Below are 19,586 nucleotides of genomic sequence, written 5' to 3'. Positions count from 1 at the left end.
TGATAAAGGCTAATTTATTGCCAAGCCAGAATGGCGTTTAACTTGCTGATTTACGCCACTTTGCCAAACGCTCTGACTGCTAGCAATACTTAACTGCAGCTTAGCTCGAGTAATGCCAGTATATAATAATTCACGCGACAATAATCTATTGTCTTTTTGCTCGGGCAGCACCATAACGACATGTTCGAACTCACTACCTTGAGTTTTATGGATAGTCATCGCATAAACCGTTTCAAATTTAGGTAAACGCGACGGCATTATCCAGTCATAACCGCCCTGTGTATTCTCAAATACTGCCATTAAATGCCCTTGGCTATTACGCCATAGCAAGCCAATATCGCCATTGTATACACCCAAGCGATAGTCATTTTCACTGATCATTATCGGTTGGCTAGCATATAAGGTGTTACTTGATTCAAAGCGATTAAAAGGAATTACCCCTTTATTACGCAATATATCAATTACTAAAGCATTTAGGCTTTCGACCCCTTGTGGGCCCTTACGAGTTGACGATAAAATTCTAAATTTGGCCAACAAGGCAAAAGCCTCTTCAACCTTCTCGCATTGACAAAGGCCTAGGTAATACTGCTCAACCAAGGGTGTCAGCCAAGTTTCAATAGTGCCCGATAATAAGGTGAGTTGTTTCTCGTTACTCAGTGGCTCGCTGGGTTGCAATAACTGCCAACTTTCTTGATATTGGCCTTTAATAACATAATTGGCGATTTTACCTATGCCACCTTCGCCATCAAAGCGACGACTTTTCATTAAAAAGGTGACGCAATCTCCGGCGCTGTATTGCTCATCTGCCGCTAATACGCTGCTATCTTTTGTCAGCGTTTGATAACCGGTTACTTGGGCTAAATATTGATGATTTAAAGCGCTGTAACCTAAGTGTGGACGCGGTGCAAAATCAGCTAAAACACTGCCAACCGCCACTGAAGGTAATTGATCAGCATCACCCAATAAAATGACTTTAGTGGTGGCGGGTAAGGCGCGAAAAATTCGCGTCATCATAGGTAAATCGACCATAGAGACTTCATCAATTAGTAAAATATCTATCGCGAGTTTATTTTCTTGATGATGGCGAAAATTGACCTGATCAGGAATAACGCCTAATAATCTATGTAGGGTCTTTGCTTGCTCTGGAATAAGGTCTAATACTTGATCAGCAATACTACCACGAAAACCTTGAACCGCATTGGTGATTGATTCTGATAAGCGTTGTGCCGCTTTGCCTGTTGGCGCGACTAAGGCGATTCGTGGGGCCGTAAAATTTGCCCTATTTAAGTTTGAGTCGCTTGAGCTTTCATCCGTTAAGTTTTGGCTAGCTTGACTTGAGTTTTCGCTATCTGCTATGGCTAACATGACCAAGGCAGCAAGCAGTTTAGTCACGGTATAAGTTTTGCCTGTACCCGGACCACCGGCAATAATGGCAAAGTCTTTATTCATCGCATTGGCTACGGCAACGCCTTGCCAGTCAATGGCGCTACTGGGTAAGTCATTCTGTGCGGCTAAATCAGGAAACAAAGTGCTGACAATGCTTTTGATGGTATCAAGTTCACATTTTGCTTGCTGGATATTTTCTGCTGATTCAACTTGCCTCTGTCGACTGTTACGTCGCTCCCGCACTAACTGTTTTAGCTCTTGCTCAAATTGATAATAGCGCCGTAAATAAAGCCGCTGATGACTTAACACTATCGGTTGCTGCTCAGCCTCTATTTTTTGCTCCAAGTTTGCTAAGGGCAGTTGTTCCATCAGCGCCGTTAGGGTTTTAAGATCTGCAAATATAAAGCCCTTAGTATCTGTTGTAACCACTAAGTTGTTTATGGGGGTTTCGTTCACACCCGCATTTTGACTTGTGCCATCACTAAAGAGTCGTTTACCTGCGACTTGCGCTAAGGGTAAACAACTATGACCGTCTCGCAGACTCGCACTTAAAGCGATTAACAAATGAAACCATTGTTGTTGATTTGATAACAGTTGTTCATCACTTGGCACATAATTCGATACGTCACTCGGTTCTTCACTCGACATATCATTAGTCTGTTTATCCGCTAAGTTATGAGTCAGGTAAAAACCCAAACACTGGCTGATTTCTTTAGCGAAAAAATAGTCCACGGCAACCAAACCATCAAGTTGACTTGACGCATGTTGAAACGATGCATAAATATTTTCACTTTGTGCTTTATGGTTAATCATGGCTTCAGGCATTAGTGGTTTCTCCAGCAAAAATATCATCAAGTTGATCTAATTCTGCGAGGGTAATTTGGCGATAATAAACACCACAATCTTGATGCTGATTTTGGTTGCTCATACCACGTAAATACAAATAATAAATACCGCCAAAATGCTGTTCGGGATCATAATCAGCCAAGGCATATTTTAGATGACGGTGTAATGCCAAAGCATAAATAAGATATTGTAAGTCGTAATGATTTTTCTCGATATTATGACGCATAGCCACCTCGTTATAATCACTATAGTGATCGCCTAAATGGCTAGACTTATAATCACAAACATAATATTTGCCATCGGCCTGAAAAATCAAATCGATAAAGCCATGCATCATACCTTTAAGTTGATGATAAGAAGGCAGATGCACTCGATGATTTTTAGCTATTTTGCTACTAGTATTACTATTTCTATGCTCGGTCAGCAGTTTTGTTAATAAGCGACTGCTTGCCGAGCGCATTGGGTAATAAAATTCGGTTTCTCTTAAGGTATCTTGCCACTCAAGCTGAGCTAAAGACCAAGAGTTATTAGCGTTAAGTGGCGTGTGTAATACCTCTTCTAACCATTTTATTAACCGTGTTTGGCCATGGCTTTGCGCCGTATTTTCGCCACTCTCAATTGAACTATTTAACGTGCTATCTGCAGCATTTTCTATTACGCCATCTATAGCGCCATATTTTACCAGTGGCCAATGGCAGCTTTTTTGCCAATCAGGGGCTGAAAAGTCGGTTTGTTCTAAAATATCATGCAGTAAGTTACCGGTTTGTGCACCTTTGGTTAAGGTAAAACGTAACTCGTTAATATGACTTGATAGTGCGTTGTAGGTATTATCGCCTTGATCAGCAAGTTCGGTTTCTTGATTATCTCGATCAGGCGAAGAAACACCATTATGACGTAGATTTTTACTCAAAGCGGAGAATGAACTTAACCACCAATCACGCTCAATTTTACCATTAAAACGCGCTACTTGAGCTTGATTTTCAACGATAAGCTTGGCATTGATTTCATCATTAGTGCTTTGGGTATGGGTATTGCCCGTGACTGAAGTTTGCTTAGCTAAGGTTTCATTTGATAGCGTTTCTTTTGATAAGGTTTCTTGTGATAAGCTTTCTTCGCCTAAATAGTTGTCTAACACTGCAAGGGCTATTTCATCAGGATTGTCTTGCGCTAATTGCTGCAAGCTGGTTGCCATATCAGTATCTGCTGACCATTTTAGCGTTTTACCTAAGGGAGAATTTTCATAATGGTCGAAAGCCGTGCTGAGAATATAACAGCGTTTTTCCGCGCGAGTAACCGCTACATATAACAGCCGAATAGCTTCTGCATAAGCTTCTGACGCCATGCGGGTTTTCGCATCGTCGTTACCGTCTAGGCTCTGTTGTAGCACGCCGTTTTCATCATGAAATTCAATAAAACTGACCTGACGATTACCGAACTTAAGCGGGTCTTTATGACGCGTGGCAAACGGCACAAACACCACCGGATATTCCATGCCCTTAGAGCCATGTTGCGTAATAATACGGATCAGGTTTTCGTCACTTTCTAAACGTAGCTCAGCTTCAACTTCTGGGTTGTCTATCTGACTTTGTTGTTCAAACCAAAATAACAGCTCTTGCGGTTGACGATGTCGTTGACTTGCCCCTTGTAACAATTCAAACAAGTGCAATAAATTGGTTAATATTCTATCCGCATTATGCTTATCGTCAGCGCAGTTATCTGCAGCACTAATCTCAATATGAAAATGTTGATGCATTAACTGCAATGCCATACTGATAAAGCCTTTAAACTGCCATTCATTACGCAGTTTTTCAAAGCTAATTTTTAAGGCTTGCCATTGTTGTTCGTCGTGCTGTAGTTGCAATAATTTTTCACGATTAAAGCCCATTAATGGGCTGGCTAATGCGGCGGTATATAAACGGTCATTCTCTAAAAACAAAATACCTTTTAATAATTGCAGTAAGTGTTTGGTTTCATCACTTTGCAATAAGTTGGCGCGATTACTCATAAACACGCTAGCTAAACCACATTGGTTTAAGGCAAATTTGATGTCAGCCGCTTCAGCACCGTCGCGTACCAATAAAGCAATATCGCCACTCGCCATGTTAAGTTCAGGGCGAGCTAATAGCCTGACAATTTCATTGGCACACCAAGCCGACATTTGGGTGCGATAGCCTTGTTTAACGGCTTTTTCCTTACCGTCTTTGCTTTTAGTATCAGTTTCAACATTAAAATGAATAAACTGTAGGGCATTAAATTCGCTATCTGAAAACACTTTTTCATGCGCCTTGGCTGAGGCTTTCACCGGTAAATAAGGAATTTGATAACCAAAAACATCAACTGCATCATCAGATAATTTATTACCGTAAAACAAACGATTATAGCCGGTGATCATGGCAGCACTTGAGCGCCAATTGGTATCCATTAACCACTGATGGTCGCAGTCGTTTCGCGCTGAAAGGTAGGCAAAAATATCGCCACCACGAAAACCATAAATGGCTTGTTTCGGATCACCTATCATGTAAAGTGCAGCAGCTGGCTGATGATAATAAATTGCTTTTAATATCGAGAACTGTTGCGGGTCGGTATCTTGAAACTCATCAACCAGCGCAACAGGGAATTGAGCAAATATACTATTGGCTAACACCTGATCAGGCGCTTGCCCTGATTTATGCGTCAAACAATCATTTAACGTGCTAATTAAATCGTCAAAGCCCATCACATTCGCTTGCAGTTTTTTTCGGGTGATTTCTGCGCGGATATGATAAATGCCCTTTCTCACCACCAACAAGGCTTGTGCGCGATTAATCTGTTTTGCTAAATCAGGATGTTGTTTTTTAACCCTATTGACCGCGGTAAAAATTTCCATTAATTCACTTTTTACTTTTGAGCGGCCGTAACGTCGACCATCAATAAAAGCATCAGGCATTTTGCCATGCTTACCTGCTACATCAGCCGATAGCTCTGCTAACCAATTGAGTAATAGTGTTAATTCTTGTTGGCGCTTTTCTTGTTCAACGCCCTTTTTAACCTCAATTAGCGCGGTGGTTAACATGGTTATATTGGCATCTAAACTAGCAATAGCTTGTTCAACTAAGCCTTTAAATTCAACGCTAATATTTTCTGGGTCTTGCACGTTCAAGACGTTTTTTGTCGCTAACGCTTTAGAAAACTGATTAATAAAAGTACCCGGCTCTGGCCAAAATTCGCTGACCAACTTAAAGGCTTGGCCGTTATTTTCGGCCCCTAATGCCAACACCCGATACCAGTCTTGGCAGGCTTCTAAAGTAATATCTTGGGTGTTAGTTTCCATTTGGGCATTAAAGCTAATACCGCTGGCAAAAGCATATTGGTTCAGCACACGCTTACAAAAACCATGAATGGTAAAAATAGCGGCTTCGTCGATATACAATAAGGCTTGGCTTAAGCGCGCTTTGACTTCACGACTACCAATATTTTTATTAACCAGATTTTGGTTCAAGGTTTTAAAGTAAGCATCTTGAACAATTAACCTATCCCAGCTGTGCAAACTTTCTCGAATAAAATCATCAATACGACCACGAATTTCTTCTGTCGCGTCTTTGGTGAAAGTCATCACCAAAATCTGTTCAATCGGTAATTCTCGCTCTAACAATAAGCGTAAAAATATTCGGGTGATATTATGCGTTTTACCTGTACCGGCACTGGCTTCAATTAAATGTTTGCCTTGGAGCTCAATAGTATTGGCGTTTAAATTTTTCATTTTTTAGCTCCCTGCCCTTTCGCTGCTACCTTTACTGACTGCAGGGCATCGAACATGGGCTGATACAAAGCAAGTAATCTGGGTGAAATTTTTTGATAATCAGGACATTGTGGCCAAAAATATTGTACATAGGCATCATCACCAAAGGCTTGAAAGCTATTAGTGTCAGACCAAAACTGCTCAAACTGCGTTTGCTCAAAAACTTTGCTCTTGCGTATTTTCTCTGCAATATCACCATTAAGTAATAGTGGTTGCTGCTGGCCTAGATAAAAGGTTACGATTAAGCGTAATAGTTGCCCTTTGGCATCATTAATATCACTAAAGTAGAATTGGCTTGGCTTTTGGCTTTTGGTGTCAAAATAGTAACCATGTGTCGCGGCCACATTGGCATATAATGGGGCTTTTGCTGATGCTGAGTTGCTTTGTAAAGCCTCAACTTGTGCAACTTGAACAATAAGTTGGTGTAAATACAAGGTAAATAAGTCTTTCGCTTTCGCACTACTACTGCGATAAAACACCGCCTTGTTATCAACAATAGTTAATTTACTCTCAAGGGTTAAGCTTTTAGGTAACACAGTTTTTAAGCTGGCTAGTTCATTGCTTGAATATAGGCTGTCATCAAAAAGTACTTTATTGGTTAAAGCATCAGCTAAGTTTAGCGTGACGCTACAATCTATGGGCTCAATGGTTAAGCCTGCATTTTGCGCTAATTCAGTGATAATGAATTGGCTGAAGTCTTCGCTGTCTTTTTGCCAACCTTGTATTAGCTCGTCAGTACTGGGTAAGTCGGGCAAGTTTCCTGACAGCTTAGCGCTAAGTAATATCTCATCACAGCTTTGTTTACTTTGCGCCGGTGCTAGGTAATAGCTCAGCAAGTCTTGTCTTAGCAAGTAGCTATCGAGTCGGTTAGGTACAAAAGGCTCTACGTCATTAATCAATGTATTGCTGTTGTCTAAATACAAATAAAGTGCTCGTTGAGCATAATAACGCCCAGGATGCTGATAAAAGCGAATAACATCATTAGCTGATAAAATTTCAGGATTGCCAGCTGTGTAGGTATCAAGGGCTGTTATGATGTTATTTTCTGCACTGTCTTCTAGGTTATGCTCTGTGCTATTTGTTGAAACATTTGTCGAAATATTTACAACACTATGTTCTGATGCATGAGTAGTCGCATGGCCAAGTTCAACTTTTGCTTGGCGCAAGTGTAACCAGTTGGCATCAAAGCTGGCAAATGCACCTAGGTAATTTTTCTCGCTAAACGCCTGCATAGGTAATTGTCTAACTTGGCCCTCTACATTAGTTGCCGCTTCGGCGTTTAAACCGAGTAACTGCCAACCATAACCGCGAGCAAGATATTCCATCAGCTCTTTTAATACCAACGACGGTTGACGGTCTTTATTGTTCTTAATATTTTTACCTTGATAGCTTAAATACAAAGCTTGGCGGGCAGAAATTATCGCCTCTAAAAATAAATATCGGTCGTCACCACGGCGCGATCTGTCACCCAGTTGCGCGGGTGTGGTGGTCATTAAATCAAAACTGAGTGGTTGGCGTTGACGTGGAAATTCGCCATCGTTCAAGCCTAATACCGCAATGATTTTAAAGGGAATACTGCGCATAGGCAGCATAGAACAAAAGGTAACTTGCCCAATCATAAACTGTCGACCCGGATCGGGCTGACTGAAGTGGCTATTTAAAAAGTCACGAATAACCGCCAAACTAATTGCGCTGTCGTAAGCGCCATGCTGACAATATTCCACTAACGACTCAATGGCGGTGCGAATAATGTTCAAACCATTATCGCTTTCGTCATCAAAAAGTTGTTGCAATAGGTCAAACAAAAATTGCTGCCATTGCACGGCTGTGCGTGCTTTTGACATGCTAATAGCGGTTAGCTGTAACTGCTCAATAATCAACATGAGTTTGCCCAGTAGCTCACTGTCGCTGCCTTCGATGGTGGGCAATAGCAGCTGATTTTGGTAAATCACACTATGATCTGCAAAAGCAAAACCGCGCATTAAACGGCTTAAACCTTGTTGCCAAGTAAAACTGTTACTGGCGCTGTTGAGATCTGAAGCCACTGGTTCATTTACTTGCTTATGATGCTGTTCCCTCACATCACCCGCTTGGCTTTGCGTTAACACTTGTTGTTTATGGGCCTTATCTAAACCCCAATGCACACAAGAAAGTTCAAGCCAATGGGTGATTTTTTCGATATCGTCAAGGTTAATACCAAAGCGAGATTGCATCGCTGGCAAGCGTAATAAAGCAATTAAACTTGACACTTGAAAGCGGCTGTCGGGCAAGGTTAACAACTGGGCAAACGCGGCTACTAACGGCTCGGCGTCTTTACTAATGCGATCAGCAATCGAACAAGGTAGCGGTGGCACTTCGTCAGCAACATCTTGCCAGCCTCGAGTAAAAACGGCATTAACATAAGGTGCATATTGCTCAACTTGCGGGCACATTACTAATACGTCTTTTGGCGTTAAGCTTTTGTCTTGATTAAATTGATGTAATAACCAGTCGTGTAAACCCTGCACTTCACGCAACGCACTGTGAGCACTGGTGATCAAAATTGAGCCATCAACTTTTGGCGCTTGTTCAGGGCTTTGCGGCTCTTGATGGCGAGCGTCTGACAAAGATAAAATGTCTTGCTGAACACTCGCTAAAACCTTGGCTTGTGACATGATTTTTGAAATGGCTTCAGGACTAGGGTTGGCTTGCTCAGCGCTATTTAAGTCTGCAACGGCTGATTCAAAAACCTCAATATTGATTGTGCTGTACTGGTATAAAAGCGCCATAAATTCTCGGCCTTGCTGGCCCAAGTTGGCTAAGAGAGGATTACCTACTGGCTGGTTTATATCGGCTAAATCAGCATTAAGACTTTGCTTATCGATACTTTCATCACTCACCTCATTGACTTGTTCCGCCGAAAAGTCTGTGCCTTTGAGCCAAGCTTCAATAGCATTTTTTTCTGTCACCACATCGCCCCAATAAGCATAACAAGGGTTTAAATGGAAAAAATGCACATCAATTTTCTCACTTAAGGCATTAATAAACTCAAGCCAAAGTGGCGCCATGGCATTAATGCCAAAAAATGATAAGCGATGCGGTAACGCTTGTGCTGTTAATCGGTCAAGGTTATTTAAGTTTTTTATCGCCAGTGCGACCAGTTCACGGGGATTATAAGGTTGTTCGCGCACCAATAAATACCAAAGCTTGCCTTGCCAAATAGCATTACTTTCAATAGGTTGTTGATTATCATCTGATACTGTTGAATGCTCACTCGCTTGTTGATCAAAAGCGCTAAATTCACCTTGGTGCCAAGCGTGGATCCATTCAGGACGAAATATTAAATATTGCTCATATAAATCAGCTAACTGACAAGACAACTGATAACGTTTTAACTGCTCAGCATCACTGTAACTTTGACCAGCGGCGTTTTTATTAGCCGTATTGTTAACATTTTCAGAGTTATTGGCTTTAGCCTGCCAGTAATCACTGGCTACTTGAAACGAGACATCATCAATGACTTCATTTGAGGCTAATAAAGTATCGATGCGCCAAGCAAGTACTTCTCGTGAATAAGGCGATTGCTCAGGCACGTCTTCATCGCTGGCTAAATTTCTAATTAAATTCCACAAAAATTGTGATGGTAAGGCATAACGCATATTCATGCTAATGCCTCGCTGCTCGGCCAGTGACATATTCAGCCAATGTTGCATACCGGCATTTTGCACAATAACAGTGTCTTGAGCGAAAACAGGAAGTGGGGAGAGTTGCTGAATTTTATCAAGCAGCACTAACAAATTTTCCATTTTGTTAGCGGGATAAAGATAGAACAAGTGCGCGCCTTTTTAGCCAGGGTTTTTATAGTTAAATTTAACCACATCACGGACGATAACACTAGCGGTTGTTGTCTCATAGGTATTGAAAATCATTGAATAAAAAGCGTATTAGATAAACTAAACACCTTTCGCTTCATTTGAAGTTAAACCAAAGATATTATTTAAGATCCGTGTGATACCCAAGCTATTTTAAGGTGTAGTTTCAGCGTGAAACGAGGAAATAAGATCAAGACGCGATACCATGATGATGGTTATTCTCTTAACAACAATGTTGGGAACATTTTGAACAGTTTTGACTAGTCTATAGGCATAATGTGATAATTTTTTTGTAGGTCGGACTTTAGTCCGTCAAGCTTACAGCGAAGACAAAACCTAGTGGGATAAAGCCAAACAGACCAATAAACTGAAAGCTATTTTTCTTTAAATCTGACAGTTCAAAACTTCAAACTGAGCGCTATTTTTTAAAACCTGATGGACTGAAGTCCAACCTAGATGGGGCAAACGTTTAGTAACCAATTAACGACAAGCTAACCGAACAGTAGAATAACGCCTTTATTATAAATCACCTGATAAAATAGGGCTGATAAATACATTACCTCTATTGGGTTAATCGTCTTAAGTGCGGCGTAGGATCACAAAATTTTAGTGACTTTTGCTTAAATCAATAACGCCGCAGCGACTTGTCTTAACTAGGTGAAATGATCAGGAAATTAGTAAGCTTGGTGTCACTCAGTGCCCGCTTTTAACTCTATAGAGATAACTTTTGGCCAGATATAAGAAAAAAGCCAATTGACGAAGAAATAAACCACAAGCAGTACAACAATACGGACGTCTGAGTCGTAGCCGCTAAATTCTACCAGTTGCTTACCCGTAAGCATTAAAAATATTAATGTCGCTAAAAAAATAGCAAACCAGATACTTTTGGACTTTCCTGTTGAAACACAAAGGCTACCGCAGCTTTTACACTTTACCTCAGAGAGTCCAAACCGTTTAAGTGGTAATAACTTGTTTACATCACTTTTTGAAATAAGTGCCTTTTGACAATTTGGACAAAGAATATTCATTTTAAACCTTACAGCTACTTCGCAAGAAAACATAGCTGGCTAAAGTAAGCGACACAGCCGCAAAAAACAAATTTTATTTGTTCTATTTTAGTCATTCATAATTTTAGCTGTATATATCATCATTTTTTACCACTCTCACTGCTTATTTCCGCTAATTCAAGTATGTTTAAAACCTCTACTGCATCAGCTGGATTAACTGGATTACAACCGGCTAACTTTATAGCTTGAGCAATTTCTAAGTAGTATTGGTTGTAGCAACCCGGCTGAAGTGTCACCTTAGATGTTGATTACTTTTTTGACTGTTTTTTCTTTAGCTGTTCAACATGAACAATGAGTGTGTCGACTGTATCTTTTAATAAATCGAGCTCATCAAACGTCAAGTCATTTAACTGTTCGAGGTTGTATTCTATGGTATCAATAATCTGTTTATAGGGCCGCTGCATTGGTCTCATAAAATAAGTAGTAACAGTTGCTACTATGGTGCCAAAAAATAACATTGAACCAATAACTATCCATAGGCCTCCAACTAACTGAGCCTTACCAGATATTGGTGCATCAGCAATTCCAGCGGTAGAAAATGCAGCTACCCCCCAATATAACGCCTCCCCATAAGAATTAATTGACGTTGCTTCAATACCCCGCTCTGCCAGGTATATACCCGCAGAAAACATTAACCACAACACAACTAATAAAAACACCATTTTTTTAAAGGGCGTATGAAGCGCTATATCATCAATGAACTTTTTAAAGCGCACATGTCGTTTAATTTTTCTCATCATGTCGTTAACTCACGCAAAAAATAATAATTTATGATACGAAGCAATACTTCAATCTGCTCTTATAACAATATAATACCTAAATAATAGCTGGTCATAGTTGGCTAAAATGTAGACATGAGCTAGCCAAAAATTAAAAAACTTGCTTAGTTTGTTACCGGCGATTAATCACAACCTGCTGTTCTGTCACTTCAACTATAAGCATTATCTTTGGAACGGCTAAAACCACCAGGGGATGAAACGTTAAATAAGCTTGAGTCAAAGCCTGAAAAACCTAATAAGAAAGTTGAAAATGAAATGTCAGATACACGGTTAAACAGCCTATCTGACTTTGCACTAAGCATACCTTGATAAATTTCATTAAATTTTGCAGAAAAAATATAACGTACGCATAACAGTTATCAGCTACTACGCTGCCAACTAGGTGCTTTAAACTGGTATATTAATTTTAGTAGAGGGTTTGAGGTTTTTCAATTAACTATAGGTATTAGTTAACTTATAGATACCCTCATTAATTTTTCCGGTAAGTAGATATACCGCGGGCTTCAATATTATGGGCTAGCTTTATAGAGACATCATTCTAAATTTTTTTGCCAAACTCAAGAACAACGCCTTAGTACCAAGCCAGTGATGAGCCATAATAAAATAAGCGGAAAATCCATTAGACAGATTTCCCTTGTTATACACATGATTTTATCGACGACTGTGCTAATCTATTTTAGCAGTACAGCGAAAAAATAAAATCGTTTATTTGGCCACAGTTTTTTGGTCTATACGCTAGCGATACATAGCTTAGATCTTTTCAAACACTGTCACTCTGAGCTTTCGATCGACATTCTCATCAGGAAAGTCACACTCACTGGTAAACCGATCAATCATTTTCAAGGTATGAGTCGATGCGGTAATAATTTCGGCATCTGACTGATCCCACGTTGCATCAAAGCGATGAAACATGCAAATCAACCAGCCTCCTGGGTTTAAAAGCTTTGAGCATAGACTGACCAATCTTGCAAAGTCTTGCCCTTTAGGTTGATGCTCTGAATGAGGTGACTTATACACTTTTGGCGGCGGATCTAAAATAATCCCGTCGAAGGTCTGGCCACGCTTTATTGCTTTAGGTAAATGCTTATAGATATCACCCTGTATAAAGCTGCGAGTGCCAAGGTCAAGGCCATTTTTTTCGTAGCTTTTTTCGATACGGGGTAACAAGTCTTTCGACTTATCCAAATGAATAGCGGCTTTTGCACCACCTTTTAAAGCAGCAATACCTAGACTACCAGTAAATGAAAATAAGTTGAGAACACGGCGCCCCTCACTATGATCAGCTAACCATTTTCGCACTGGACGCGCATCAAGATACAAACCGCAGTTATGCATCGCATCCGGTAGTAAACTGTAATAAACACCATATTCTTTAACAAATTCTGGAGCGTCGGAAAAATCACCATGCAGTGCAAACATTCTTTCCTTCAACCGTAACCCAAGTAATTGGTCACCTTTGGCGAGAATTAGCGTGAAGGGAAAGTGCTGTAGCAGTGCATCTTTAATCGCATCAAGATCGTCACGAATATCCTCTTTATATTCAACCACAGCCATAGTACCGAATTTTTCAATCACAACACCTTTTGCGCCTTCAGCGTAACCATGAAAAACACGCCAACAATCAAATTCATCAGACTCATGTAAAACTTTGCGATCCTTCCATGCTTTTGCGATTAAATCATGCCAGTTAATTGTCAATTCTATGCCCTGCCCGTATGTATTTTTTAGTCTTGATTCCCACCTAGAATTACTGAAATAAAAGGATGTGGGACTCTAACTTATTGAGCTAGCATTATAACGAACCATAGCTTGTGTTAATACTGATATCCACACAGAAACAAAGTTCCCTGTAACTCTCCCTGCCAAAATATATTTTTTTCACATACATTTTACTAAATTAGTGATAATAACCAGTGATAAATATTTGGCTATTCATATTTGGCCCATGACAGTAATTAACCGCTTTACGGTTGACGGACTAAAGTCCGACCTACAAAAAAACGCCTAACACTATATTATTACCCGTAAAAGCCATGTTGGCTAACATGCTCATTTTCTCTCTACCCCACTAAACCGTAACTTTCATCACCTAATAAACGTGCTGTACAACAGAGCTATTTACAAATATGTTTTTTCAGCCTTAGTTACCTTCTCTAAATAACGACGAGATTCTACCTTAGGGTGCTTTTTAGTCAGCAGATAATAAACCACTTTAGGCGATTTAGTATTGAGTACTTTCATCGCGGTTTTACGATTACCATGAAAGGTTTTTAATACATTGCCGCTGCCGCCATTGTAAGCTGAGATAATGGCGTAATGACGACTGGTGGCATTGCTGACATCTTTCAAATAATTGTTATTGAGAATGTGTAAATAGGCTGAGCCAATATCAATATTAAACGCAGGATCAAAGAGTTGCTGCTTGCTTGGCATACCTTTTTTCTTTTTAATACGTTGAAAAACATCAGCGCCAGCGCTACTAGGCACAACTTGCATCAAACCATAGGCATTAGCTGTACTTACAGCAAATGGGTTAAAACTACTTTCGGTTTCAATGATGCCGTAGATCAACTCTGGTGATATTTGATAACGATTAGCCGCCGCAAGTACATGCTTACTGTATTTTTGTTCACGTAAGTGTTGATGTTTTTCAACCATTTTAATGCTAACAGCATAAATTTGTTTTCGATTTTTGTTGTATTTCTGTAAATTAAATTCTGTTAAATACTTAGAAAATCGATTAGCACGCCATTGATATTGAATAGGCTTATTGTCGCGATCAAGCACCTGTTGGTACAAATATGGTCTGCCGGAGAGTTGTGGCGCTTCGCTTGAAAATATATCAGTTTTTCGAGGATCTGATGTTGCTAATAAAGTAGTCACAATCGCACGCTGTAAATTGTGCAAGGTTTTAGCCTGAGACTGAGCCGCTAACGTTTCAATTAAAATACTGCCTTTTTCAAAATCAACAATGGCACGCGCTTGATAGTCGTTAGTATATTTAACCAGCTTTTTATTGCTCGGTATTTGAGGCTTAGCTTCGCCCCACACATCACCTACATGCTGACTTAACTCTTTAAGTAACACTTTGATATTATTGACATCTTTCTGAATAAGTCGATTAGTTTCAATCGCTTGATGAGCAACGGTAATAAGATCAGTATCGTTAGCATTTATTTGTTTAATTAGGCTTTCAGCACTACGAATTGAACTGAGGTTAGGTAGGCTCTTACAACTGGTTAAACTAATGACGATAAATAACAACAACACTTTTTTAAACATTAAACAACGACCTTTAATTTATTTACTTGCCACATAGCGCTATATAAATTCATCTACTAAAAAGTACCAATAGGTTAATAATATAATGCTAATGCTTTGCACTAAACTTTTGTGACCTTTATCAAACGAATTGGACTCACTGTGCTAGCGGTAAATGCAACACTTATCGTAACGGGGTTCATTAAAAGAATGTCTGTTAGTTCGTGGACATTAGACCAAGTCAATTAACCTTATTAAAAAAATAATTTGCCGCGATTAAACCCAGTAGCTCGCTATTATTAACCTTTGCTGTAAGTTGAAATCTAGAGCTGTGCTCCACCTCATAGCGTGTTGTTATGAATTTTCAGACGCGCAATTCCAACATATCTCAAAAGACTGGGCATTTTTCTCTGAGCAGTTTGTGCAGGTCCAGTCCTCGCCATCAATGTCACTCTGTGATGAGTCTAATATTTTTGTCGCACGTTCCAAGTCGGCATCATCTGTAACCCAAACTTCAGGCCACGAATCGAAAGCGGAGATTTCTCCTATAGCGCCCTGAGAAAATTCATTTTTAATAAAGGTACTTATTCCTTGTGCTTCAATAAGATTTTTAACATTACTAACCAGTAAAAGACTTTCGTTGGAGTACACTATCTTCATAATTAAATTCACCTAAGCATTTAATCAGGGGAAACTTTCCTCTGATTTATTTTATATATTAATAACAAAAATTTGCCACTATTACCAATGCTCGCTTATAGATAAAACTAACTACTTGCCTTATTTTTCACCTCAAAAAGAAATAATAGTTAACTGTCTATCACAACAATGACTAAAATTGGATAATATGAAAAAATCACTTTTTATAAATAATATTGCCAAGTAAATGTACCGCCAAAATCATGCAAAAAAATCTTGATACTTATATCTAGTAAATAGTAGCAAGGTGTTGTTTATAAGACACTAAAATAGTTTGTTCGTGCTACACTGCTTTAGTATTTTTTATTGGTTAATCGTGTTTTTTAACCGCGCGTTATTAATGCTATTTTACTAGGGGCTAAGTCCAACTGTGAGTATTCTTGCTGTTTTACATCGCTATAATTTTGTAACACACTCTCAATTAGATCATAGTTTCAAACTAGAGGCTGCAGCTTAATTGACATAAGCATAAAAACTAGCAGACATGAGTAATGTCATAGATAATCTGTGTTAACAATAATATTTATGATCAAATATTTATGATCAAATAATATTGAAGTCAGATTTATTAAGCGTAATTATAAAAGGCTATTGAGTGAGTATTTTAACAGTTGAGCATATCAGTAAAAACTTTGGCGCACTGCAGGCGGTAGATAATGTTAGCTTTGAAATTAACCAAGGCGATATTGTTGGCTTTTTAGGTAAAAATGGCGCGGGTAAAACAACCTTAATGCGCATGATAACCGCTTTTCTTGCCCCTTCTTCTGGCAGAATTTTCATTGATGGCGACGACATTACTAAACACTCGTTAACTATTCGGCAAAAAATTGGTTACCTACCCGAAAATCCGCCTTTGTATACCAATATGACCGTGTTGCAGTATGTAAAGTTTGCGGCTGAAATAAAAGGCGTTTCCGCGAAAAAACAAGCCGTTCAGCTCGCTAAAGTATTAGAAGACTGCCAATTAGAGCAGGTTAAACACAAAACTATTTCAACCTTATCTAAAGGCTATAAACAAAGAGTGGGTATTGCTCAAGCGATTATTCACGAGCCTAAATTACTTATTTTAGATGAACCCACCAGTGGCCTTGACCCCATGCAAGTTCAACAAGTGTTAGCACTTATTAACAACCAAAAAGAACAAAGAACCGTGTTACTGAGCACACATACTTTGCCTGAAATTGAAAAAATAGCCCAACGTATTTTAATGATTAAATCTGGGCAACTTATTATTGATCAGTCATTACAAACCTTGCTAAAAGGCACAAATCAGCAAGCTAACATCGACAGCGATAATCTAGTTAAAGGCAATATAAATACCGCTCATAAAAACAGTGCCAAAGATGAAAGTAGCCAAGCTCAAGCATTAACCTTAGAGCAAATATTTTTTAACCATCACCAAGAGTCAGCGTCTGTATCATCAAGAACATCCATACAAACGCCAAGCCAAAATGTAAGTAATTACTGATGAATAAAATTATCGCACTGACCAAAAAAGAGCTACATAGCTACTTTAGTAGCCCTGTGGCCTACATTATTCTCATTGCTTGTTTGTTGTTATTTAATGTGCTTTTTTTTATGCTGATAGAGCAAAATAGAGAAGTGTCATTACGAGATATCTTTCAAGTGATGGAGTTTATGTTTATTTTTATCATCCCCTTGTTAACCATGAAGTTATTTGCTGAAGAAAAAGCTAACGGCACCATGGAGTTCTTGCTCACTGCCCCCTTAACACCGAGTATGATAGTGTTAGGTAAATACTTTAGTATGCTAATTTTTTACTCACTGTTAATTAGCATCACTGGCATTTATTATTTTATTGTTGAGTATTATGGCAATCCCGACCCTTACAGTATTTTATCGGGTTATGTGGGTATTTGGTTAGAAGGCGCACTTTTCATCGCCATAGGTTTACTGACTTCGTCGTGGACACGAAATCAAATTATTGCCGCGATGACCTCGTACCTGATCCTATTCTCACTGTATTTTTCAATCAGCTTTACCAAGTATTTCACCGGCTTTGCAGAAAACTTTCTGATCCAACTCAGCACGCGTAGCCATCTTGAAAATTTCGCTATGGGTATTATCACGGCCAGCGATGTTATCTATTACTTAGCCGGTATTGTGCTCTGCTTGGTATTAACTGGCTTGAGTATCAACCATAGGTTGTGGCAATAAATGATGATTAAAAACAATAAAAATTTACTGCTTAAAAAGTTATTGCCTGCGTTGATTGGCGCAGCGCTCTTGCTATTTATATTAGGTTTAGCGTTATTTTATATCGATGCACAATTTTCTTTGCTGTCATTAAGTCTTGCTAGTGGCCTTACATTAGGCGGCGGCATGGCATTTTTTGTTTTGCTCAAGCTATACAGTCAGCTTAATCATGCGGATGCTAAGGCGATAAAAGCAGCGTTCAATGCCACTAATTCAGCTGCCACTGATCAAGGCAAGGCTAAGCCCAGCTTTATTGGCGCGCGAGGGAAAAAAGTCTGTATTATTTTTGCTATGATTATCGCGAGTATAGGTTTTCTGGCTATCAGTCATTATGCTGCCAATAGCATAACCACGCGATGGGATGTCACGGCAAGTCAACAACACACCTTAACTAAAAACACTATCGAGTTTATTAGCACACTGAAAGAAAAAGTTGAATTAACCGCGTTTTATGTCGGTTTGCCACCCAAATATTTACAAGATTTATTTAAGGAATATGAAAGGCTTTCTGCTGGCCTGATCAGCACGCAAATAATTGACCCGATAGAGAAAATTTCATTCGCCGCTAAGTTTGGCAATGTGGTCAGTGGTGCCGAACGTAAAGTTATTGTGCAGTCAATTAATGGCCGTAAAGATGTTGATTTTAGCGATGACGCACTGACAGAAGAAAAACTCACTAATGCTATTGCTCGCGCTAGTAGCCCGCCAAGACAGCTTTACTTTCTCACTGGCCACGGTGAATATTCACTGGCAAACACCGACAATGTCGGTTTATCGACCTTTAAACAGTTATTGGCTGATAACAATATGAACAGTAAACCACTGATGTTAGGTATAACTCAGTCGATCCCTGCTGATTGCGATGTGCTGGTTATTGCCGGTGCTCGCACTGAACTTACAACACAAGAGGATAAGTTAATCATTGATTATTTAACCGCCGGAGGTGATGCCTTATTTCTCATTGAACATACCAGAGTTACTACGCCTGATAAGCTACTAACCGCAGAACAGCTAGAGCAAAATCCGTCATTAAATAGCATTATTAATCAGTGGGGACTTAAGGTTAAATCTGACATTGTGGTGGATTTAACCAACCATGTCGGTAACGATGTTGGCAGTCCTGCCACCAAAAACTACCAAAAGCATAAAGCTATTACCCAAGGTTTAGATTATACCTTTTACGTTAGGCCGCGTTCCATTGAGATGTTAGCCCAACGTCGCCCAAGCATTAAGTTAGCGGTTATTGCCGCGACAGCATCAACAGAAAAAAGTTGGGCAGAAACCAACAGAAATTTAGCGATTCAATATGATCAAGGTATAGACACCCCTGGTCCAGTGCCCATTTCTTATGTGGTACTTGAAGAGCATAAAGAGATAACTGCTAGCCCGAATAAAGTGCAAGCGCCCCGTTCTGATACCCGAATGATTGTTTTCACCGACGCAGACTTTTTAACTAATGTGTATATTAATCAATACAGTAATGCCAAAATGGGGCTAAATATTGTTAACTGGTTAGCCGAGACAGACTATCAGAATTTTTTAAGTGCGAAGGTTATAAAGGTTGAACGCTTAGATTTAACCAGTAAACAAAAACGTCAGGTCATGGTGATATTATTTTTCAGCCTATTTTTCTTTGTTATTGTTGGCATAGTGGTTTGGTTAAAATCAAAACAGCATTAATATTAGCTATTGCCTTTTTATA

The 19,586-nt window shown here is 39.4% G+C and carries 11 protein-coding genes; 3 read left to right on the top strand and 8 right to left on the bottom strand.

Annotated elements, in window-relative coordinates:
- Nucleotides 1-9 precede the first annotated feature (9 nt).
- The 8 genes from recD to H4J54_RS15615 all read right to left on the bottom strand — a co-directional run bounded on the left by recD (nt 10) and on the right by H4J54_RS15615 (nt 15,628).
- The gene (gene recD, locus H4J54_RS15650) at nt 10-2,211 is read right to left on the bottom strand and encodes an exodeoxyribonuclease V subunit alpha (protein ID WP_259367144.1); all 2,202 of its coding nucleotides are present in this window, start codon (nt 2,209-2,211) and stop codon (nt 10-12) included.
- Nucleotides 2,204-5,971, bottom strand: coding sequence for an exodeoxyribonuclease V subunit beta (recB, locus tag H4J54_RS15645; protein ID WP_182191932.1), 3,768 nt, complete (start codon nt 5,969-5,971; stop codon nt 2,204-2,206). Before recB ends, recD begins: the two co-directional genes overlap by 8 nt.
- Nucleotides 5,968-9,822 carry an exodeoxyribonuclease V subunit gamma gene (locus H4J54_RS15640; RefSeq protein WP_182191931.1) on the bottom strand — a complete coding sequence of 1,285 codons (3,855 nt, stop codon included), beginning with the start codon at nt 9,820-9,822 and terminating at the stop codon, nt 5,968-5,970. Before H4J54_RS15640 ends, recB begins: the two co-directional genes overlap by 4 nt.
- A gap of 728 nt (nt 9,823-10,550) precedes the next feature.
- Complete coding sequence (locus H4J54_RS15635) at nt 10,551-10,889, bottom strand: hypothetical protein (RefSeq protein WP_182191930.1); 339 nt, start codon at nt 10,887-10,889, stop codon at nt 10,551-10,553.
- 287 nt (nt 10,890-11,176) lie between these two features.
- Nucleotides 11,177-11,668, bottom strand: coding sequence for a two pore domain potassium channel family protein (locus H4J54_RS15630; protein WP_259367145.1), 492 nt, complete (start codon nt 11,666-11,668; stop codon nt 11,177-11,179).
- Nucleotides 11,669-12,457: 789 nt separating this feature from the next.
- Nucleotides 12,458-13,405, bottom strand: a complete 948-nt coding sequence (locus H4J54_RS15625) for a class I SAM-dependent methyltransferase (protein WP_182191929.1) — start codon at nt 13,403-13,405, stop codon at nt 12,458-12,460.
- 420 nt (nt 13,406-13,825) lie between these two features.
- Nucleotides 13,826-14,989: a murein transglycosylase domain-containing protein gene (locus H4J54_RS15620; protein ID WP_182191928.1), complete on the bottom strand. Its 1,164-nt coding sequence runs from the start codon at nt 14,987-14,989 to the stop codon at nt 13,826-13,828.
- Nucleotides 14,990-15,322: 333 nt separating this feature from the next.
- On the bottom strand, nt 15,323-15,628 hold the full coding sequence (locus tag H4J54_RS15615) for a DUF2007 domain-containing protein (RefSeq protein ID WP_182191927.1): 306 nt from the start codon (nt 15,626-15,628) through the stop codon (nt 15,323-15,325).
- Nucleotides 15,629-16,262: 634 nt separating this feature from the next.
- Here H4J54_RS15615 and H4J54_RS15610 point away from each other — a divergent pair.
- From H4J54_RS15610 to H4J54_RS15600, 3 genes are read left to right on the top strand one after another with little or no spacing between them, the layout of a single operon-like run.
- Nucleotides 16,263-17,135, top strand: a complete 873-nt coding sequence (locus H4J54_RS15610; protein ID WP_310650175.1) for an ABC transporter ATP-binding protein — start codon at nt 16,263-16,265, stop codon at nt 17,133-17,135.
- Nucleotides 17,135-17,845, top strand: a complete 711-nt coding sequence (locus H4J54_RS15605) for an ABC transporter permease (RefSeq protein ID WP_182191926.1) — start codon at nt 17,135-17,137, stop codon at nt 17,843-17,845. The genes H4J54_RS15610 and H4J54_RS15605 overlap by 1 nt, the downstream gene beginning before the upstream one ends.
- Nucleotides 17,846-19,564: a GldG family protein gene (locus H4J54_RS15600; RefSeq protein ID WP_259367146.1), complete on the top strand. Its 1,719-nt coding sequence runs from the start codon at nt 17,846-17,848 to the stop codon at nt 19,562-19,564.
- Nucleotides 19,565-19,586 lie beyond the last annotated feature (22 nt).

The organism is Colwellia sp. MB3u-8, assembly GCF_014076985.1.
GTDB lineage: Bacteria > Pseudomonadota > Gammaproteobacteria > Enterobacterales > Alteromonadaceae > Cognaticolwellia.
This window is presented reverse-complemented; position numbering and strand designations above follow the sequence as displayed.